Source organism: Actinosynnema sp. NPDC004786 (assembly GCF_053601135.1).
On the sequence record NZ_JBSGBG010000038.1, the window covers coordinates 13,573 to 33,158 of the forward strand.

Below are 19,586 nucleotides of genomic sequence, written 5' to 3' on the forward strand. Positions count from 1 at the left end.
TAGTCCGTGGCCATCACGGTGCAGAAGGCAACCAAGATCGCGCGCACGGCGCTGGGCCTGCTCGAGCGGGAGATCATCGCCACCACGCTGGTGTGGCGCGACGCCGGCGGCGACTTCGCCGGCGCGCAGGGCGACACGATCACGCTGCGCGTCCCGGCCCGCGCCAAGGCCCGCAAGCGGCAGATGCGCATGGCGCGGCCCACCGACGGGTCCGGCATCGTCCAGATGGACTCGCTGGCCGAGACGAAGGTCGACGTCACCCTCGACACGGTCGTCTACCACGCCGCGCCGGTGACCGACGAGGAGCTGACGCTCGACGTCAGCGACTTCGGCGGGCAGGTGCTGCACCCGCAGATGCGGGGCGTGGCCGAGGGCGTCGAGGAGGAGCTGATCGCGGAGATGGTCGGCGCGACCTACGCGACCACGCTCGTGCTGGACACCACCACGCCGCGCAAGACCCTGAACGCGGCGCGCAAGGCGCTGGACAACGCCAAGGTGCCCGGCACCGACCGGTACGTGCTGATGGGCAGCGACGTCGAGGAGATTTTCCTCAACGACGAGAAGCTCGCCCAGGTGGACACCTCCGGGTGGTCGGAGACGCTGCGCGAGGCGGTCATCGGCCGCCTGAGCGGGTTCACCCTGTTCAAGTCGGTCGCGCTGCCGGCCGACGTCGCGATCGTGTTCCACCGCACCGCGTTCGTGCTCAACATGCAGGCACCGAAGGTGCCCCAGGGCGCGACCGCCGGCAGCTCGCAGACGTTCGAAGGCATGTCCCTGCGCTGGATCCTCGACTACGACTTCGAGAACGCCCAGGACCGCAGCATGGTCGACGTGTTCGTGGGCACCAACGCGGTGGTCGACGGCGACCCGACCAACGAGGTGCAGACGCTCACGCTCACCGGCGGCCCGACCGGCGGCACGTGGACGGCGACGTACGCCGGCCAGACCACCGCGGGCATCGCGCACAACGCGAGCACCGCGGCGGTGCGGTCGGCGCTCGAGGCGCTGTCGACGATCGGCACCGGCAACGTGACCGTCACCGGCACGCCCGGCGCGTGGGTCGTGGAGTTCACCGGCGCGCTCGGCGGCGCGAACCTCACCCAGATGACGGCCTCCGGTGCCGGCCTGACCGGCGGCACGTCGCCCGCGGTGACCGTCGCCACCACCCAGGCCGGTGGCGTGGTGACGTTCGTCCGCGCCGTCAAGATCACGCTCCCCTGATCGGGGGTCTGGTCGTGACGCTGCCCGCGCTGGCGACCGTGGCGGCACTGGAGAAGCGGATCGGGGTCGAGGTCGGCACCCTCGACGGTGTCGACCTCGCCCGCGCCGAGACCGACCTCGAGGACGCGTCGAACCTGGTACGCGCCGAGACGGGAAACGACTGGGTCGACGACGACGGCAACCCCGCCGCCCCGGCCCCGCTCGTCACGGTCGTGCTCCGGGCCGCGCGCCGCTGCTACCGCAATCCCGACGAGTACAGCTCCGAAACCGAGGACGGCTACACCTGGCGGCGCGACGGCGAGGCGGTCAGCCCGTACCTCACCGAGTCCGAGGTCCGGGTGTGCGAGCGGTACGCCGGTCCGGCGTCCGGCCTGCACACCATCGCCACCACCCGACGCACACCACGGCGGCACGACGTGATCCTCCTGCCCACCACCCCGGCAGGCGACCCGTTCGCCGCGTACGACCCGGACGACGTGGGGTGGTGATCGGGTGAGCCTTCTCGACCAGTCCAACGCGCGGGTCGTGCTGCACCGCCAGGTGCTCACCACCGACACCGACGGGGATCCCCGGTGGGTGCCCGAGGAGGTCGGCACGCCGCTGGACGTGATGCTCTGGCCGGTGGACACCGCCACCGCGGTGACGCTGTCCCGGGAGTCGGGCGAGGTGTACCGGGTGCGGCCGGCGCGCGGTCAGCCGGTCCCGGTCGGCCCGTGGGCCACCGTGGACTGGGACGGCCGCACGTGGGACGTCCACGGCGAGTCCACGCGCCACCAGCGCGGGCGCGCGACCAGGCGCGTGACGTTCCTCATCACGCCGCGCACCAAGCGGCCCGGCGACGGAGGGGGGTGAGCCGGTGGCACAGGTCTACCGCAACGCCGCCGACCTCATCGCCCACCTCGACGGCGTGACGGCCGCGGTCGTGGAGCTGGGCGCTGGCCCGGTGCTGCGCCGCGCCCGCGCGCTGCTGACCGAGCACACCACCACCGGTCCCGGCGAGCACCACGAGGTGCAGCTCCGGCTGGGCGAGCAAACCGACGCCTACGTCGAGCTGGTGGGACCGGCGCCGGTGGCGCTCGAGTACGGGCACGTCACCAAGAACGGCAAGACGGTCGACGGGCTGCACATCCTCAAGCGCGCCCTCGGCGAGTAGGAGGCCGTCGTGCCCGTGATCCCACGGGCGCAGCCGGTCGTGCTCGGCCTGCTGCGCGCCGCCCACCCCGGGGTGACCATCCACCAGACGCTGGACCCCGACGCGCTGAACAAGACCCCGTACGTGCACGTCCGGTTCGGGGAGCGGCAGATCGAGCACACGCGGCTGCGGCTGGTCGTCCCGATCACCGTGACCGTGATGGTGCGCGGTGACGTCGCCGCCGCCGACGACCTGTCGGCCGGCATCTACCTGACGCTGCACACCGCGGCCGGGCTCAAGACCCCGATCGGCGACCCGCCCGCCTACCTCGGCCCATTCGAGGTGCGGGCGTGGCCCGCCGACTCACCCATCCCCGGTCAGCCCTCCGGCATCACCCGCCAGGAGGCGACCTACCTCGTGGGCATCCGACCGGCGTCGGTCACGCCCTGACCATCCACAGCGGAGGGAAATCATGGCGGAAAACGACGCCGCCGTTAAGGATCTCGGCAACGCGTACATCTACCTCGGTCCGGTCGGCGCAGCCGATCCGACGGTCGCGGAGATCAACGCGTTCAGCTCGACCACGTTCGGCGCGGAGAAGCAGACCATCACCGTCACCGGCGGCCCGACCGGCGGCGACTTCACGCTCACCGCGCAGGGCGGCACCACCGGCGACATCCCGTGGAACGCGACCGCCGCGCAGATCATGACCGCGCTGGTGGCGCTGCCGAACATCGACGCCTCCGACGTCATCGTGACCGGCGGCCCGCTGCCCGGCAGCCCGGTCGTGGTGACGTGGACCGGCCGGTACCAGGGGCAGGCGCAGACGCTCATCACGGTGGACGACTCCGGCCTGACCGGCGGCACCACGCCGGAGATCACCGTCGCCAAGACGACGCTCGCCAACGGCATGCTCCCCGCCGGCCACACCAGCCTCGACAACGACTTCTCGCCGATCTACGAGGGCGGGGAGCGCACCGTCCGCGGCTCCCGGCAGAACGCGTCCCTCAAGGAGCAGGTGGCCGCGATCGTCGAGGGCGTCGAAATCTCGCTCATCCAGGTGGACGAGGACACCCTCACGATGTTCTACGGCGGCGGCAGCGTCCCGGAGGCCGGGAAGTTCAAGCTGCCGACGACCTCCACGCCGATCGAACGGTCGTTCCTCATCGTGTACCTGGCCACCGACGGCACGCCCGTCGCCAGGTACTACCCCAAGGTCAGCATCGGCCGCACGGGCAGCATCCGCGACGCCAAGGGCGGCTGGATGGAGTTCCCGATCCGGGTCACCTTCCTGGAGTTGGCCGGTCGTGAGCCCGCGTTCTACGGCGCGCAGATCGAGGACGACACCCCCTGACCGGGGAGAGCGTCCACACCAGACCCGGGAGCCGGTGCCTCGCAGGCGCACCGGCTCCCGGCCCGCGTCCCGGCCTGCGGCGAGTAGAGGAACGAGCCTGCGATGAGCAAGAACGAAGCCCTGTCGGCCGAGGTCGCCGACTCCATGCCCGACGGCGCGCCGGAGCTGCGCCCACTGGTCGCCCTGTCCCGCCAGGACCGCGCGAAGGTGCTGCGCACGATGGCGACCGTGCTGCCCAAGCTCGAGGCGCTCGGCGGCGACGCCGCGCCGGACGAGGACGATCCGGCGATGCCGGCGCGCAACGCGGGCAAGGCCGCGTGGACGGAGTACGCGCGAGACCTCGGCCTGTTGGTCCGGTCCGACGCCACGCGCCGGCAGATTCAGGAAGCCGTGGACGAGCACCGCGCCGCGCAGCGACCGCCGCTGACCACCGCGCAGCGGCTCGAGCAGCAGGCCGTGCTGGTCGAGCTGGCGGCCGACCTCGAGCCGCTGGTGACCACGCTCGCGGTCGACGAGGACGCCGCCCGCACGTGGTGCGAGTCGGCGCACGACGTCGAGGTCATCGCCGTGGTGCTGGCCTACCAGCGGGGTGCGCAGCCGGGGGAAGCCAAGCGCTCGTCGAGCTGATCGACCGGCACGGCCACGAGGTCGAGCGGGAGCTACAGGAGATGGGGCTCGACCTCCGGGACGTCTACCGGCCCGGAGGCGGCCCTACCCGGCTCACCCCGCGGCGCGTGCTGGCGCTCGTCGAGCACCCCCGAGAGGGCGGCCCGCTGTGGGCCGCCAAAGCCGCCGAGCCTCCGCCGCTCGACGCGACCCCGGCCGAGATGGGGCACCACGGCTGGACGCTCGACCGCCACTTTCTCGCGGCCATCGTGGACCTGTTGCAGGCCGCCAACTTCCAGCGCGGAGGCGGCAAGGGGTCCGCGCCCAAGCCCGTCCCGCGACCGGCCGCGCCCAAGCAGCGGGTGTCGGGTCGTGACTACTTGCGCGCCGGCCGGCCGAAGGCGAGGCGCGTGGCAGGGGGGTAGCCGTGACCGCTCCCGGTGGTGTCGAGGTCTCCCGCGCGTTCGTGAAGTTCTTGCCCGACACGAGCGAGATCCCCGCCAAGCTGAAGGCCGCGCTCGAGAAGATCGAGCAGCGGACGCACGTCGAGCTGCCGGTCACCCTCGCACAGTCCGGCCTGGTCGCCGACGCGCGCCGACTGGCGAAGCTCGCCGAGGAGTCCGCCAAGGTCCAGCTCTCCACCGTGCTGGACGGCCGGAGCCTCGCGCAGCAGGTCAAGGCCGCGACCGCGACCGCGACCGCCGGCAAGGCGGCCGAGGTCACCGCCAAGGTCACCGTCGACCCGCTTGACGGTGCGTTCCAATCCAAGGTCCGGGGCGAGCTGCGCAAGCTCGCGGCCACGCTGGAGCTGCACGTCCCGGCCGGGGTGCAGGGCGAGGTGCTGCGCCGGCAGGTGTCCGCGCAGATCAAGGCCGTCGAGCGCGGGCTCGCGCTCGAGGTGCCCACCCGGCCGGCCGACGCCGCCGAGTACCGCCGCCGGCTCACCGACCAACTCCGGCTGGTCGAGCGCACCGTGTCGGCCACCGTGCCGGCCGAGGTGGACCTCGAGGTGCCCGCCGGCGAGCAGGCCGAGGTCGTCGCGAAGGTCACCGCCACCAAGCGCCTGCTCGAGCGGTCGCCGATCCGGATCCCGCTGGACGTCGACACGTCGTCGCTGCGCACGGTCGCCGCCCAGATCACGTCTCTGGGCGGGACGCTGTCCGGGCTCGGCGTCGGCGCGGTCACCGGTCAGGCCGCCGCTGGCGGGCTGCTGGCGCTGGCGTCGGCGGTGGCGCAGTCCGCCGCCGCGCTGGCGCTGATCCCGGCCGTCGGTGCCGCCGGTGTCGCGGTGGTCGGGACGCTCACCCTCGGCCTGCACGGGCTGTCCGACGCGCTCACCGCCGACGACCCCAAGAAGTACGCCGAGGCGCTCAAGCAGATCAGCCCCGAGGCGCGCGAGCTGGTGCAGGTGCTACGCGACCTGGCACCGGAGGCACGGCGGCTGCGCGACGCGGTGCAGGACCGGCTGCTCGAGGATCTCGCCGACGACGCCGAGGATCTCGCCCAGGTCTACCTGCCGCTGGTGCGGCGCGGCCTGGTCGACATCGCCGGGCAGTTGCGCGCCGGTGCCCGCGAGCTGACGTCGTTCGCCCGCGAGGCGGAGACGCTGCGCGTGCTGCGCTCCACACTGGACGACTCCGCCCGCGCCGGCGGCCTGCTGAACGAGGCGCTGCGCCCGGCGGCGCGCGGCGTGCGCGACCTGGTCGACGTCGGCCGCACGTTCCTGCCCGGTCTGGCGGCAGAGGTGGCGGTGCTGGCCGAGCGCTGGTCGATCATGCTCGAGCGGACGGCCGACGACGGCCGGCTGCGCGAGTGGATCTCCCAGGCGCTCGACAACATCGGCGACCTGGCCGGGATCGTCGGCAACGTCGGCCGCACGTTCGGTGCCGCGTTCCGGGCCGCCGGTGCGGACGGCAGGCAGTTGCTCGACGTGGTGCGCGACATCACCGGGCAGCTCGCCGACTTCGCCGGCAGCGCCCGCGGCCAAGACGCGCTGGGTACGTTCCTCGTCTCGGCGGCCGACCTGGCGGAGGCGCTGCTTCCGCTGCTGCGGTCGGTGGTGTCGGTCGTCGGGACCGATCTCGCTCCGCTGCTGTCCCGCGTCGGCGTCACGCTCGTGCCCGCCCTGGTCACGGCGGTGGACGCGATCGGGGCCGGGCTCGACCGGGCCGCGCCCGGGATCGCGGCGTTCGCTCTCGGCGTCGCCGGGCTGATCACCGGCCTGGTCGACAGCGGCGCGATCGACGCCGTCGGCGACCTGGCCGCCGTGCTCGGTGCCGAGCTGGGCGACGCGCTCACCCTGCTGGGCCCGAAGCTCGGCGACCTGGTCGCCGCGCTCGCCGGGGAGCTGGCCGAGGCGCTGCCCGACCTGGTGCCCGCGGCGCTCGACCTGGCGCTCGCGTTGGGCGACCTGCTGATCGCGGCGACGCCGCTGATCGGCGTCGTCGCCGACCTGGTCGGCACGGTCGGCCTGCCCACCCTGCAGCGTGTCGCCGAGCGGCTCACGCCGATCGTGGGCAACCTGACCGACGAGCTGTCCGACGGTCGCATGGCCGACGCGTTCGGCGAGATCGCGGACGCGGCGGCCGAGTGGGTCGACGAGGTCGCGCCGCTCACCGCCGAGCTGGTGGAGCTGGGACAGGAGATCGTGCGCGGTCTGCTGCCGCACCTGCCGGACCTCATCCGGTCCAGCGCGGACCTGGCCGAGACGATGCAGCCGTTGGCGACGGTCGCGGCGGCGGTGGCGGGATCGGTCGCGGACATCTCCGAGGCCACCGATGACCTGGTCGACTCGGTGCCCGGTTTCCGTGCTGCGCTCGGCAGCGGTGGCCTGTTCGGGACGTTGACGTCGTTCACGACACCGATCGGGCCGCTGAAGGGGATCTACGAGTCGGTGGCGGGTCTCACCCGGATCATGCAGGGTGAGTGGCCCGACGCCGAAAGATCCTTTGTGGACGGTCTCGGCCGGATCGGTGAGGGCTCCCGACTGACGTTCGAGGAGCTGGGCACGCGCGGCACCGAAGCGCTCACCAACCTCCTCGGGATCTTCGAGGAGAAAGCCCCGCTGCTCTCCGACATCTTCCTCGACCACCTGCTGACCATGCAGGACGGTCAACGCAGCATCTTCGCCCAGATGCTCGCCGACCTGACCGACCACTGGGGCCGGATGGACGCCGCGATCGCCGAACGCACGTTCGGCATCTCGGACAAGGTCAACGCGGCGTGGCAGCGCGTCGCGGACGCCACCCGCCGGCAGTGGGAGGAGACCGAGCGCCGCGTCGCCGAGGGCATCAACGACGTCACGGCGGAGACCTCGACCCTGCCGGGCCGGGTGCGGGACAGCCTCGGCGCGATCGAGGCCACCCTCTACCCGTCCGGGGCCCGGCTCATGGCGGGGTTCATCGCGGGCATGAAGTCGCAGGAGTTCGCGGCTCGGCGCGCCGCGATCGCCGTGATGGAGATCGTGAGCGGCGCGTTCCCGTCGAGCCCCGCGAAGTGGGGCCCGTTCTCGGGTCGCGGCTGGACGCCGTACCGGGGCGCGGCCCTGGTCGAGGGGTTCGCCGCGGGCATGACGGCGTCGATCGGCAGCACCGTGCGCGCGGCCGAGCTGGTCGCCACCTCGGTGGCCGACCAGCTGCCCACCGGCTCCGGCTACACCGGCGCGGCCGTCCGTGGCGGTGCGCAGGTCGAGGTGCGGGTCGACGCCCGCGGCACCGATCCGGAGCGGGTCGCCGCGATCGTGCCGAACCGCATCCTGTCCGCGCTCGACCGGTGAGAGGTGGTGGCCGTGTGGGATGACCGCCGCTGGTACGTCGACAACCTCGTGTTCAACCTCGGTGAGGACGAGGACGGGTGTGGGTGGGCGGTTGACGACGAGTCCGGCTGGTCCGACTCGCCGCTCGACGCCGACCGGCCGCGCGTGATCGGCCTGGGCGGGTGGGTGTCCGCGCCCACCCGCCAAGCCCGGCTGCGTGCCGAGAAGAAGCTCAGCGCGTTGTGCCTGGACCCCTACAACCCCAACCGGTTGTGGGAGTTGCGGTGCACCGAGGAGACCGGCGACCTGACCGCGATGGTGCGCCGCGCCGACAAGCCGCTCGTGGTGATGGACCAGGGCGGCTACGGCCTCCGGTTCCGGCTGCTGTTCGAGGCACCCGACCCGCGGCTGTACGGCCCGCCGACCACCGGGGTGGTGTCGCCGCCGATGTCCAGCGGCGGGCTCGACTGGGTGACCGGCCTGGACTGGGCGGCCGGGCTGAACTGGGGCACGGTCGTGTCGTCCGGCTCGATCCTGCTGTCGAACCCGGGCTACGCCGACGCGCCCGTGCGGTTCATCCTCAGCGGCAGCACGGTGCCGGGGGAAGACCTCGTCAACCCCCGCATCACCGCGCCGGAGATCGACGGCCTGCTCGTGTACGCCGACACCCTCACCACCGGCCAGACGGTGGAAATCGACACCAACCCGCGCAAGCGCACCGTGCTCCTCGGCGGCACCGCCGACCGCCGCGCCCGCGCAGCCGGTAGCAGGTGGTTCACCGTGCCGGCGCAAACCGACCTGCTCGTCTCGTGGTCGGCCGACCAGATGCCGCCCACCTCGACCCTGACCGCCATCTGGTCGACCACCCAGTGGTGACCGTCCACAAAGGAGGTATTAGCTGATGGGCGTTGACCAGACCTTCGAGGACACCTGGACCCTGCCCGGCAACAACGGCATCGACGGCCGGTACCACGACGGCGCGTTCCTCGCGATGGCGTCCGGGTCGGTGAACCCGCTGGGCGCGTACCGGGACGGCGTGCTGCCCTCGGCCTACAGCGTGGACTACCTCGACCTGAAGGTCATCCCCGACTCGCCGACACCGGGCATGGCGGTGCGCTGCTACCTCGGCCAGTCGGTGATTACCCGGTCCGGCCAAGGCCCGTACGTCTCGACGCTGCGCTCCACGGGGCGCGTGGACCTCGACGCGTCCAGCACCACCAACCCCAGGCGTGACCTGATCGTCGTGCAGGTGCTCGACGCGTCCATCGGCGACGCCGACACCCGCACCCGGCTGTGGCGCATCACCGGCACCCCGTCCGGCACGCCGACCCTGCCCACCGTGCCGCTCGGCGCGATCCCGACCGCCGAGGTGGCCGTCGCAGCCAACGCGACGTCCATCACCAACGCCAACATCACCGACCTCAGGCGTGCGGCTGGCATCCGGGGCGCGGTGCGGCTCATGCTGCCCGGTGACTCCCACTCCGACGCCGGGATCTACCCCGGTGACTCCCGCTACTGCCGCACCCACCAGCAGGTCGAGGTGTGGAAGGCGGACGGCGTGTGGCACGGCACGGTGCCGCTGGTCTACACCGTGTCGCCCGCGCACGCGGCACTGCCGGTGCCCTCGACGTTCGCCACGCTGGCCATTCCGGACCCCGGTTGGCCGTACAAGCTCGTCGTCAACGGGAAAATCCAGCTCAACGACATCGGAGCGAGCGGCAACGCGGGCTACGTCAAGGTCCGCACCGGCACCGCCCTCACCGGTCCGACCGTCGGCGCGGCCTGGGCGGGCAAGGGGACAAGCAGCGTCGCCAACACGAACCCGTTCGTGGCCTTCCACGCGGCCGATCCCGCCGGCACCGCACGCACCGGCGCGACCAACGTGTACGGCTCGCTGGAGACCCCGACGTCGGGCAACGTCGGTGTGTTCGCTTCTGCGGCCAACGAATTCACGACGATGACGGCGACCGTCATACCGGTGTGAGGTGGTGACGATGACCTCCGCCCTGGCCACCGACGCCGACACCACCTCGTCATCCGACCCCGCACCACCGCTGTGGGAGCTGCTGATCGCCGACACCCGGACCGGCGCGGTGGTGCGGGAGCTGCCCGTCGCGCCCGGCACGGTGCCGGTGTGGAGCCGCGGCATCAACGCGCGCGGTCGGCTGCTCGCCGAGGTGCCCGTCTACACCGACATGATCGGCCGAGCCGAGCTGCGCGAGCTGCTGTCGGCCGGCGACCGGTACTCGCTGGCGTGGTGCGCGGGCACGTGGGTGGCGCAGGCCGGGCCCATCCGCACGATCACGCCCCACCGGGCGGAGCGGCTCATCGAGTCGACCGTGACGGTGGACTGCGGCGGCATCTGGACCCTGATCGACACGCGCCCCGTCGCACCTGCCGGCACCACCTCGTGGACCGCCGAGGCCGCCGACACGACGCTCGGCCCGTGGTCCTGGCGCACGATCGTCAAGAGGTTGCTCGAGCAGATGGAGACGTGGGCCGACGCCGGCCTGCCGCTGGTGTACGAGCCGGACGTCGCGGGCACCCACACCATCACCTACCGGGGCTACGACCTCGGCATGGTGGGGGAGCGGGTCCACGAGATCACCCAGCGCCAGGACGGGTGCGACGTGGAGATGCGCCCGCGGCTCTCGTCCGACCGCACGACGCTGGAGTGGGTCGTCGTCACCGGCGACCCCTACCTCGGCCAGTCCGGCAGCCCGCACGTGTGGGTCTCCGGAGCAGACCTCGACTCGGTCGCGCCGACAACGGACTTCGCCGCCTCGGCCACCGACTGGCTCGTGCCCGGTCAGGGTGTGGAGCGGGGCCGGATCATCGGCGCGGCCAGCACCACCGCCCTGACCGCCGCCGGCGCACCGCGCAAGTGGAGGATCGCCGCCCAGCACGGCTCGACGTCCGAGCTGGACACGCTCAACGACTACGCCACCGCCTACGCCGAGGCGTACGGCGCGCCCCTGGAGAACTGGACCGCCGTTGTGTCCACTGTGGGCGGTCCGGTGCTGTCCACGTTCGACCCCGGCGACGACGCGTTGTTCATGGTGTCCGGTGAGCCGTGGATCCCGGACGGGGACTACCGCCGCCGCATCATCGATATCGGCAACGGTCCCACCCGCGACCAAGTCGCCCTCACCCTCGCACCCGTCCCCGGCCGATTCTAGGAGTCGCCATGCCGCCCGAGGGGCGCATCTCGGACCTTGCCGACGTGCTGAACCGGAAGTTCCAAGAGGTGAAAGAGCAGATCCGGAAGACGCTGTTCGGCGCAGTGATCAGCCGTGGCGGTTTGCTGATCAAAGACGGTGGCGAGTTGATCGTCGAGACCGAGACCGGCGTCGTCCAGTTCTACTTGGGCGAGGTAGTCGCCCAGACCACCGGCGAAGTCCTACGCGGACTGGTCATGCGACGCGGCGACGGAACGGTGATCCTCAACACGCGGGTGTCGCTCGTGGAGACCGGCAAGCACGTGTTGGCGTGGCTGGACCAGGCGCAAAACGTGCTGATCTCCGACAACGTCGGGTCACCAAGCGGACTCGCCCGGCCCTACCTGGCGACGCCCGCGGCGCGCGCGAAATTCACGTCGTGGGAGTCGACGACGTCGGCAGCGTATGAGGAGCTGTGGCACATCCGGCACTTCCGGCAGCACCCGAAGGTAAGGGGCCGCATCTACACCACCACGGACGCGGCCGGCACCACCGGTGATTGGCGCATCCGGGTCGCCGACACCGGCGAAATCCTCGCCACCGGCCTGGTGTCCTTCGCGCAGGGGCCAACGAACTGGGGGCCGGTGGTGCTGATCGGGAACCACCTCAGCGACATCACGTTGATCATCGAAGCCCGGCGCACCGCCGGGACCGGCTCGGTGCGCATCGAACACACCTACACCGCCGGAGTGGAGTAATGGACGTTCCCCCGCGTGCCCCCGAACCCCCCGAGCAGCTACCTCCGCTGTCGCCAGGTGAGCCCGGCTACACCCCGGAGCGGGCCACATGGACCCAGGTGGAGCCGGACGGCACCCTGACCCCTTTGGACGACCGAGGACAGCCGATCAGCAGCCCGGACCCGACCCAGGCATGCACGTAGGCTCCCCGCGGTCCTGGTTGCCCGTCGTCGGCGGCGCGCCGGGAGGCGGCGTCGCCGTGTCGGTCGGCTGCGGCGGAACCGTGGTGGGCTCGGCGGCCGGCTGCACCGGCTGCTGCGCGGGCGGCTGCTGCGGCTGCACCGGCTGCTGCGCCTCCGTGGTCGCCGGCAGCACCACCACCGTGGTGGTCGACGTGATGACGCTCGACGGCGGCGCGCTCGTCGTGGACTCGATGACGAGCTGCTCGCCCGCATCCGCCGGTGCCGGGTCGCTCCCCGCCGCGACCGCCACCGTGACGCCGACGCCGGCCAGCAGCACCGCGACACCGCCCGCGGTCGCGAGAGCCGCCTTCCGCTGAATCACTGCAACCAACCCCCTCTTCGGCGACCGCCCTGTGCGGTCGTGACACCTACCTATCGCTGTACGACGCGCGGCGCTACCCCCGCGTTGGCCCAGCTCACCCGAGTGGCCGAGCAACTGTCCACTCCCTGTCCCGTTTCGACCCCACTGGAGGTGATGGGTGGAGCACGTGGCCGCGCTGCTCGACTCCGTCGGCGGCCTGGTGCTCGCCGTCACCGGGCTGCTCGCCGTGATCTCCGGGTGGCGACGCACCCAGCGCCGCGAGCGGCCCGCCGCCGCCCAGGCCGGCGCAGAGCGCGTCGCCAAGGCCCTGGCCGAGGCCGCCGCCGACGGCGAGCTGACGCCCGACGAGATCGCCGAAGCACTCAAGCAGATCAACGACCCGCAGGGAGGTGAGCAGGGTTGACCGCCGACGACCGTGTGACCGCCGCCCTGCACCAAGCCGCCGTCGAGGCGCGCGACGACCGAGGCCACCGCTGGATGTGGGCGGGGGTGCTGGCCGCGCTGGTCGGCGTGCTGTGGCTGGGCTGGTCCGGCCTGGACCAGGCCGCCGAGATCGGCGCACTCGACCGGCAGCAGCGCGCCGCCGCCGAGGCCGCGCAGCAGCTCGCCGACCAGGTCCGCGCGATGGGCGGCACGCCCACGGTGCAGCCGCCCACTCCGGGCGAGCGAGGCGAACCGGGCCCGCCCGGGCCACCCGGCGGGCCCGGCCGCGACGGTAAGGACGGCGTCGCCGGGACGTCACCGCCGTGTCTGGCCGAGCCCGGCCAGTGCCGCGGCGCGGACGGCACCGGCGTGCCGGGCCCACCCGGACCGCCCGGCGCGAACGGCGTGGACGGGCAGCCCGGCCGGGACGGCGCGCCCGGCCAGGACGGGGCCGACGGCCGACCGCCCGCGGGCTGGACGTGGATCGACGGCGACGGCCGCACCCAGTCCTGCACCCGCGACCCGGGCAGCCCGGACACCGCGCCCACCTACACGTGCACGGCCGCGCCGCCACCCGACGGCCCGCCGGGCACGACCACCCGCCTACTGCCTCTCGGGAGGTGACCATGCAGTACATCCGCGATCTGCCGGAGGACACCGGGCAGGACGTGATCGACCAGGTGATCGAGCACGTGCGCGCCGAGCTGTCCGCCCGCGCGGACTCCGACGACGACCCGACCACCCGGGCCGAGGACGTGGTGGTGCGCGTCGAGCGCCAGGACGGCCGCGTGCTCGTCGTCGGCGAGCTGGACGCCGCACCGGACGCGCCCTACCTGGCCGACGGCTACGACCCCTACGACGGGGTGCCCGACGCGCTGCGGGCCCTGGCGGTCGACGACGAGCCGGGAGGTGAGCCGCGGTGAACGCCGTCGAGCTGATCCTGAGGTTCGTCGCGGTCTTCAGGCGGTTCGGCGTGCCGGTGACGTTCGAGCCGGGCTGGGAGGCGCGCGGCAACGGCCAGAGCGCCGCCTACGTCGGCGGCCTGGTGCACCACACCGTCACCCCGGTCAGCGACGTGCGGCCGCAGAGCCTCGTCACCGGCCGGCCCGACCTGTCCGGACCGCTGTGCAACCTCGCCGGCCTCGGGTCCGGCGGCATCCACGTGGTCGCCGCGCACCCCGCCAACCACGCCGGCGCGTCCGGCGGGCCCAGCATGGGACCGCTGCCCGTCACCCGGGCGTTCAACCGCCTGGTCGTCGGGCTGGAGATCGTCTACCCGGGCACCTCGCCCATGACGGACGCCCAGTACCGCACCGCGCAGGTGTTCGCCTTGGCGTGCCACGAAATCTTCGGCGACGTCGAACGCTGCCGAGCCCACTTCGAGACGTCGATCGAAGGAAAGATCGACATCGCGTACGCCGCGAACCCCACCCGCTCCTACGACATGAACCAGTTCCGGCGCGGCGCGCTGGTGCTGCACCAGGAGGACGACATGGCGCTCACCCCGGACGACACGAACCTGCTGCTCTACCGCACCCCCATGTGGGCGGGCATGAACCTCGCGTCGGTGCTGCTGGCGATCGACACCAACGCGGGTCAGGCGCACGTGCTGCTGGCCGCGATGCAGAAGCAGCTGGCCGCGCTCATCGCCGCCGTCCAGGCCGCCACCAACGACCCGGACATCACCGTCGAGCAGCTCGACCGCGTGGTCGACGCTGCGGTGCAGCGGCACACGCCGACCGCCGAGCAGGTCGCGGCGGCCCAGCTCCCGCACATCCAAGCCGCCGTGCGGGACGTGCTCGGCGAGGACAACGCCGACCAGGCCGACCAGATCGTCGATCGCATCTTCGAGCAGGTGGCCCGCCGGCTGGCCGCCACCACCAACCAGGAGGGCTGACCAGATGACCAACCCCGAGACGACCCCCACCCCGGACCGGCACCCGCTGGCCCGCGTCGCCCGCGCCGTCGGCACCGTGCGGGCGGTCATCGCCGCCGTGCTCGCCGTCCCCGCCGTCGTGGCGCTGGTGGGCGCGGACCTGCCGGCCGCGCTCGACGGCGTGCTCGGCGCGCTGCTGGCGCTGCTGGCGGCGGCCGGCCCGCTGTGGACCGCGATCAGCGTCCGCCGGCGCGGCGAGCAGCTGGTGACCCCGGTCGCCGACCCGCGCGACGACCAGGGCCGTTCGCTGGTGCCGGCCGCGCCGGGACCGGACGGCACGTACGGCATCACCACCGCGCGCTGAACACGACGAAGCCCCCGCACCGCCCTTCGGGGTGGTGCGGGGGCTTCGTCGTGCGGTTACCAGGGGTGCACGTCGTGGATGGTGGTCACGGCGGCCATCAGCGGTCCACTGCAATCCCGGCCTGGACCAGCCAGGCCCGGAAGTCCCGCTCGGTCATCAACTCGGGAAGCGGGACGTGGTCGTCGTTGCTCATCAGCCCCATCTGGCGGGCTAGCTCGCCCGGTAGGGCCGCGGGCGGCACGCCGAGCTGGATGGCCCACTCGCGCGGAGACCTCTGCTCCTCGGTCACCCTGCCTCCTTCTGCCCTGACTTGCGGTGCGGAGCTTTTCCTCGTGCTGTGGTCAGCCGCCCGAGCAGTTGCCGCACCGCTGCGTGTCGCTGGCCCACCCGGACCCGTGACACACGTCGCAATCCGCCTCGGCCGGCTCAACCATCAGTCCTCCCACTTCGGAGCGGGCAGGCCCTCCGACTCGGCCGCCCGGTCGACGTTGGTCCGGTAGTCGGCGATGTGCTGCGGCGTGATGGTCTCGCCCTCCGGGGCGACGTCGTCGATTCCGGCGCGCGTCCCGACCGTCGGGTGGTTCGCGATCGACGGGTCCGCCGGGTCGTGCTTCCGCTTCGCCATGGTGGTCTCCTCTGCGGCTTGGATCTTGTAGGGGCAGATGCAGTTCGGCCAGACCGTGTGCGGGCACATCGCGCACCGGGCCGTCGAGCGCGCGAGCATGGTCGTCATCGGCGGTTCCTCAGGAACCGTCGTCGGTGGTCGCGTCCCGTTCGGTCACTGCTGGTTCTCCTGGTTCTGCTCGGTGTCGTCGTCGGTGTCGGCCGCCGGGTCAACGTGGATGTCCCCGTCGCCCGTGTCGCCCGTCACGCCTCGTCGCAGCGGCATGGTGGGTGTCCGATCTCCTGGTCGGGTAGGGGTGCCGTGCCCGCTCTCCTTGGGGGAGGCGAGAGCGGGCACGGCCGGCGCGCACGGATGGGTGGTCGTCGTGCGCGCCACCGGGCCACGTGGGCGGGCCCGGATGCTTAGCTGCGCCGCCGGGTCACCGCCTCCTGGAGCCGGCGGATGGCGCTGCTGGCGTAGTTGACGCGGTGGTGGTCGTCGTCGGCGGAGGTGACGCAGATGGCCGCGTGCTCCACGGCGGCCATCTCGCGGGCGGTCAGGTAGACGGTGACCGCGTGGACCACCTCGGCCGGCGCGGGCGGTGCAGACGGCGCGGGCCGGTCAGGCCGAGTCGGGAGCGTCATCGCGGCACCGCGTGACGCGGCCCGGTGGTGGTGCCGGCCGGGGGACGACCGGCACCACCACCGTTCGACACCGCGGCGCGGTCCGGGCGCGCGTCGCGGTGGAGCTGGTCGGCGCGCCCGGCGTAGCCCTCACGCGTGGCCAGGTGCACGAAGTAGATGACGGCGGCGGCGATCACGAGGATGCCGACGACGTACAGGCCGAACTGCTGTTCGAAGGTCATGGCGAAGTCCCTTCCTGGACTGCTGGGAAGGAGCGGCCCGGCCGACCCGGCGGGGAACAGCCGGGCCGACCGGGTTGTGGCCGATCGGGTGCGATGCGGCGTCACCCACCCGCACCGGCGCGGTCGGCGACGCTGGAGGCCGGTCGCGCCGTGGTCCTCGACCACTGCGGCCCTTCCCAGAACCGCCCGCTGAAGGTATCGCTAAGGCTTTAGCGACGGCTATAGCCTGATCGGGGGAGTGGCCTGCACCGGCAGGGGCGACAGACTGTGCGTGCCCACGATCGGGAGGAACCTGCTGTGAACGCGACGACTCCGTCCGCGCTGCGATGGCTGATCGGCGTCGAGCTGCGCCACCACCGAGAGGCCGCACGACGGCCGATGACCGCCGCCGCGGCTCTGCTCAACTGCGCCGAGAGCAAGATCAGCCACATGGAGTCGGGGCGCTACCGGCAGTCGCCCGAGGACATCGCCCGGCTGATGCGGTTCTACGAGGCCGACCAGCACGCCGCTGACCGGCTGGTGGCGCTGGCGGCGCAGGACGACGAATCGACGTGGTGGGCACCGTTCGCCGATGTCGTGCCGGACTGGTTGAGCACGTTCGTCGGGCTGGAGAGGTTGGCCGACGAGGAGTTCACCTACGAGCCGCTGGTCCTGCCCGGCCTGCTCCAGACCGAGGAGTACGCCGCGGCGATCACGGCGGCGTCGCGCCGGGTACGACCGGACCACGCGGCGCGCCTGGTGGAGTTCCGGCTGGCGCGGCAAGGCCGGCTCGACGCCGACGCCGCCCGGCCGCTCGTGCTCACCGCCGTGGTCGAGGAGACCGCGCTCCGCCGCCCGATCGGCTCGCCCGCCGTGCGGCGCGCCCAGCTCGAACACCTGCTGGCGCTCGCCGATCAGCCGAACATCCGCTTGCACGTGGTGCCGCAGACGGTCGCCGTGCACGCTGCGCTCGCTGGCCGATTCACGTTGTTGATGTTCTCCGGCGTGCGGCCGATCGGCTTCGTGGAGCTGTCCGACGGCGGCGTTTACCGGCAGAAACCCGCCGAGGTCAGCGCCTATACCATGACGGCAGAGAGCCTGGTAAGTGACGCGCTGGACCGGCGCGCCACGCGCTCGCTGATCACGTCACTGGTCGGCGAGCTGAGCTGACGCGGAGATGCCATGACGACCGAACGACGACGCTGGCGCAAGGCCAGCGCGAGCAGCGACAACGGCCAATGCGTCGAGGTGGCCCACACCGGCGACGCGGTGCGCGACTCGAAGAACGCAACCGGCCCGGTGCTGGAGGTGCCGCGGGCATCCCTCGGCGCGCTCCTGGCCGCCGTGAAGGACGGCCGGCTCGGCTGAGCTGACGACGAAGAGCCCCCGGCGCACACTTCGCGCCGGGGGCTCTTTCGTAGGTACGCGTCCCATATCCGTCCCATGCCTGTTGGCATGGTAACGGCGTTATGATGCCGATTCTATAAACACCGCAAGGTCTTTTGACTGCCGGACCCGGCTGGGCTCGTGCACGTACATCATGTGGCCCGCGGGGTAGTACGCGGCTTCGATGTTGGCGTGCAGCTCCTCCGGGATCTGGAGGTGCGCGACCACGTGCTCGGCCGCGTAGTACGGCGTCGCGCCGTCCAGGTAGCCGTACGCGATGTGCACCTTCAGGTGCGGGTTGGCGCGCATCGCCGACGCCAGCTTGTTCGCCACCGTCACGTGCGCGCCCTCGAACTCCTTGTACGACCAGGGCCGCACGTTCGTGGTCAGGATCTCGTACGGCAGGTCGTTCTCGTACCCCAGCTCGGCCCGCACGTAGTGGTTCAGCGCCGCGGTGTACGGGCCGATGATGGCCGCGTACGACGGGTCCTCGCTGAAGTGCTCGCGCCCGTGGTCGACGTCCGGGCCGGTGAACCGCGAGTCCAGCCGGCCCACCACCCTGCGCCGCGCGCGCAGCAGCTCGGTGAAGAACCGCACGTGCTCGACCCGCAGGTTCACCCGGTCCACGTAGTCCTCGCCGAGCCCGGTCAGGCCGGCCAGCCGCGTCACCGCCGCCGCCCGCTCCTCGGCGGACAGCCGGTTGCCGCGCGCCAGCGCCCACGGGTAGTCGCGGGACGCGAAGTCCTCCGCGTCGGCCAGCACGTCCTCCAGCGACCGCTCGCCGTGCAGCCCGTGGTAGTGCGCGATGGCCGCGTAGGTCGGCAGGAACAGCGTGTGCGGCAGGTCGTTGCCCTCGGTGAAGTCGATCGTGGCGAAGTCCAGCACGGACGAGATCAGCATCAGCCCGTTGAGGTACATGCCGTAGCGGGTCTGGAGGTAGTCGGCGAGGCCCGCCGCGCGCGTGGTCCCGTACGACTCGCCGGCCAGGAACTTCGGCGACATCCACCGCCCGTTGCGCGAGGTCCACAGCCGGATCACCTCGCCGACCGACTCCAGGTCGCCCTGGAACCCGTGGTACTGGCCGGGCTTCTCGCCCTTCACCGCGCGCGAGTAGCCGGTCGACACCGGGTCGATGAACACCAGGTCGCTGTGCGCGAGCAGTGTCTCGGCGTTGTCCACCAGGTCGTAGGGCGGCGGCGCGAGGTCGCCGACGTCGCCGGACACGACCCGGCGCGGTCCGAGCAGGCCCAGGTGCAGCCACACGCTGGACGAGCCGGGGCCGCCGTTGAACGCGAACGTCACCGGCCGCTTCGCCGGGTCCGCGCCGTCCAGCGTGTACGCGGTGACGAAGACCTCGGCCTTCGGCAGGTGCCCGTCGAACTTGCCCTCGGTCAGCACCTCCTGGCGCAGCACCACCCGACCGGCGGTCGTGGTGTAGTTCAGCTTGCGCCGCTTGACGGTGATGCTGTGCTGGGTGGTGACGAGGTCGTCGGACGGGAGGTCCCGCTCCTCGCCCTTGGCGGCCTGCTCGTCGCCGTTGTCCTTGTCGGTCATGGTCGAACT

26 protein-coding genes are annotated in these 19,586 nt (G+C 72.4%); 20 read left to right on the top strand and 6 right to left on the bottom strand.

Translation table 11 applies throughout. The annotated features are described in order from the left end of the window. The first annotated feature begins 6 nt into the window (after positions 1-6). From ACWEFJ_RS28415 to ACWEFJ_RS28475, 13 genes are all read left to right on the top strand, one after another. A complete protein-coding gene (locus ACWEFJ_RS28415; protein ID WP_449715591.1) occupies positions 7-1,221 on the top strand; it encodes a hypothetical protein in 1,215 nt (404 codons plus the stop codon). Between the two features lie 14 nt (positions 1,222-1,235). Beyond that, on the top strand, positions 1,236-1,709 hold the full coding sequence (locus ACWEFJ_RS28420) for a hypothetical protein (RefSeq protein WP_449715592.1): 474 nt from the start codon (positions 1,236-1,238) through the stop codon (positions 1,707-1,709). 4 nt (positions 1,710-1,713) lie between these two features. Next, positions 1,714-2,073 (top strand): hypothetical protein, encoded by a 360-nt coding sequence (locus ACWEFJ_RS28425; protein ID WP_449715593.1) that lies wholly within the window; start codon positions 1,714-1,716, stop codon positions 2,071-2,073. A gap of 4 nt (positions 2,074-2,077) precedes the next feature. Beyond that, positions 2,078-2,374, top strand: a complete 297-nt coding sequence (locus tag ACWEFJ_RS28430) for a DUF5403 family protein (RefSeq protein WP_449715594.1) — start codon at positions 2,078-2,080, stop codon at positions 2,372-2,374. 9 nt (positions 2,375-2,383) lie between these two features. Further along, positions 2,384-2,803 (top strand): hypothetical protein, encoded by a 420-nt coding sequence (locus tag ACWEFJ_RS28435; protein WP_449715595.1) that lies wholly within the window; start codon positions 2,384-2,386, stop codon positions 2,801-2,803. 22 nt (positions 2,804-2,825) lie between these two features. Further along, positions 2,826-3,707, top strand: coding sequence for a phage tail tube protein (locus ACWEFJ_RS28440; protein WP_449715596.1), 882 nt, complete (start codon positions 2,826-2,828; stop codon positions 3,705-3,707). 102 nt (positions 3,708-3,809) lie between these two features. Continuing rightward, positions 3,810-4,334, top strand: a complete 525-nt coding sequence (locus ACWEFJ_RS28445) for a hypothetical protein (protein ID WP_449715597.1) — start codon at positions 3,810-3,812, stop codon at positions 4,332-4,334. Between the two features lie 41 nt (positions 4,335-4,375). Next, a complete protein-coding gene (locus ACWEFJ_RS28450) occupies positions 4,376-4,738 on the top strand; it encodes a hypothetical protein (RefSeq protein ID WP_449715598.1) in 363 nt (120 codons plus the stop codon). A 2-nt stretch (positions 4,739-4,740) separates the two neighbouring features. Next, positions 4,741-8,088 (top strand): hypothetical protein, encoded by a 3,348-nt coding sequence (locus ACWEFJ_RS28455; RefSeq protein WP_449715599.1) that lies wholly within the window; start codon positions 4,741-4,743, stop codon positions 8,086-8,088. A gap of 12 nt (positions 8,089-8,100) precedes the next feature. Further along, the gene (locus ACWEFJ_RS28460) at positions 8,101-8,943 is read left to right on the top strand and encodes a hypothetical protein (protein ID WP_449715600.1); all 843 of its coding nucleotides are present in this window, start codon (positions 8,101-8,103) and stop codon (positions 8,941-8,943) included. Positions 8,944-8,968: 25 nt separating this feature from the next. Next, positions 8,969-10,051 carry a hypothetical protein gene (locus ACWEFJ_RS28465; protein WP_449715601.1) on the top strand — a complete coding sequence of 361 codons (1,083 nt, stop codon included), beginning with the start codon at positions 8,969-8,971 and terminating at the stop codon, positions 10,049-10,051. Positions 10,052-10,061: 10 nt separating this feature from the next. Further along, entirely contained in the window at positions 10,062-11,246 is a 1,185-nt protein-coding gene (locus ACWEFJ_RS28470) for a hypothetical protein (RefSeq protein ID WP_449715602.1), read from the top strand. A gap of 8 nt (positions 11,247-11,254) precedes the next feature. Then, entirely contained in the window at positions 11,255-11,983 is a 729-nt protein-coding gene (locus ACWEFJ_RS28475; RefSeq protein WP_449715603.1) for a hypothetical protein, read from the top strand. Between the two features lie 147 nt (positions 11,984-12,130). Here ACWEFJ_RS28475 and ACWEFJ_RS28480 read toward each other — a convergent pair whose 3' ends face one another. Further along, on the bottom strand, positions 12,131-12,526 hold the full coding sequence (locus tag ACWEFJ_RS28480) for a hypothetical protein (protein ID WP_449715604.1): 396 nt from the start codon (positions 12,524-12,526) through the stop codon (positions 12,131-12,133). A gap of 157 nt (positions 12,527-12,683) precedes the next feature. On the opposite strand from ACWEFJ_RS28480, the gene ACWEFJ_RS28485 reads away from it, so the two are divergent. Genes ACWEFJ_RS28485 through ACWEFJ_RS28505 form a run of 5 tightly spaced genes read left to right on the top strand, consistent with a single transcriptional unit; the run spans position 12,684 to position 15,189 of the window. Next, entirely contained in the window at positions 12,684-12,929 is a 246-nt protein-coding gene (locus ACWEFJ_RS28485; RefSeq protein WP_449715605.1) for a hypothetical protein, read from the top strand. Continuing rightward, positions 12,926-13,573 (top strand): hypothetical protein, encoded by a 648-nt coding sequence (locus ACWEFJ_RS28490; RefSeq protein WP_449715606.1) that lies wholly within the window; start codon positions 12,926-12,928, stop codon positions 13,571-13,573. The genes ACWEFJ_RS28485 and ACWEFJ_RS28490 overlap by 4 nt, the downstream gene beginning before the upstream one ends. Before the next feature lie 2 nt (positions 13,574-13,575). Next, positions 13,576-13,872 (top strand): hypothetical protein, encoded by a 297-nt coding sequence (locus ACWEFJ_RS28495; RefSeq protein WP_449715607.1) that lies wholly within the window; start codon positions 13,576-13,578, stop codon positions 13,870-13,872. After that, positions 13,869-14,846 (top strand): hypothetical protein, encoded by a 978-nt coding sequence (locus tag ACWEFJ_RS28500; RefSeq protein WP_449715608.1) that lies wholly within the window; start codon positions 13,869-13,871, stop codon positions 14,844-14,846. Before ACWEFJ_RS28495 ends, ACWEFJ_RS28500 begins: the two co-directional genes overlap by 4 nt. Positions 14,847-14,850: 4 nt before the next feature. Beyond that, complete coding sequence (locus ACWEFJ_RS28505) at positions 14,851-15,189, top strand: hypothetical protein (protein ID WP_449715609.1); 339 nt, start codon at positions 14,851-14,853, stop codon at positions 15,187-15,189. A 97-nt stretch (positions 15,190-15,286) separates the two neighbouring features. Here ACWEFJ_RS28505 and ACWEFJ_RS28510 read toward each other — a convergent pair whose 3' ends face one another. The 4 genes from ACWEFJ_RS28510 to ACWEFJ_RS28525 all read right to left on the bottom strand — a co-directional run bounded on the left by ACWEFJ_RS28510 (position 15,287) and on the right by ACWEFJ_RS28525 (position 16,658). Next, positions 15,287-15,478 (bottom strand): hypothetical protein, encoded by a 192-nt coding sequence (locus ACWEFJ_RS28510; RefSeq protein ID WP_449715610.1) that lies wholly within the window; start codon positions 15,476-15,478, stop codon positions 15,287-15,289. A gap of 144 nt (positions 15,479-15,622) precedes the next feature. After that, a complete protein-coding gene (locus tag ACWEFJ_RS28515; protein ID WP_449715611.1) occupies positions 15,623-15,922 on the bottom strand; it encodes a hypothetical protein in 300 nt (99 codons plus the stop codon). A gap of 293 nt (positions 15,923-16,215) precedes the next feature. After that, the gene (locus ACWEFJ_RS28520; protein ID WP_449715612.1) at positions 16,216-16,437 is read right to left on the bottom strand and encodes a hypothetical protein; all 222 of its coding nucleotides are present in this window, start codon (positions 16,435-16,437) and stop codon (positions 16,216-16,218) included. Further along, positions 16,434-16,658 (bottom strand): hypothetical protein, encoded by a 225-nt coding sequence (locus ACWEFJ_RS28525; protein WP_449715613.1) that lies wholly within the window; start codon positions 16,656-16,658, stop codon positions 16,434-16,436. The genes ACWEFJ_RS28520 and ACWEFJ_RS28525 overlap by 4 nt, the downstream gene beginning before the upstream one ends. Before the next feature lie 297 nt (positions 16,659-16,955). Here ACWEFJ_RS28525 and ACWEFJ_RS28530 point away from each other — a divergent pair, with 297 nt between their 5' ends. Continuing rightward, positions 16,956-17,807 carry a helix-turn-helix domain-containing protein gene (locus ACWEFJ_RS28530; RefSeq protein WP_449715614.1) on the top strand — a complete coding sequence of 284 codons (852 nt, stop codon included), beginning with the start codon at positions 16,956-16,958 and terminating at the stop codon, positions 17,805-17,807. Positions 17,808-17,819: 12 nt separating this feature from the next. Continuing rightward, positions 17,820-18,005, top strand: a complete 186-nt coding sequence (locus ACWEFJ_RS28535; protein WP_449715615.1) for a DUF397 domain-containing protein — start codon at positions 17,820-17,822, stop codon at positions 18,003-18,005. A gap of 99 nt (positions 18,006-18,104) precedes the next feature. Here the strand turns inward: ACWEFJ_RS28535 and ACWEFJ_RS28540 are convergent, their stop codons facing one another. Beyond that, entirely contained in the window at positions 18,105-19,577 is a 1,473-nt protein-coding gene (locus ACWEFJ_RS28540) for a S10 family peptidase (protein ID WP_449715616.1), read from the bottom strand. Between the last annotated feature and the right edge of the window lie 9 nt (positions 19,578-19,586).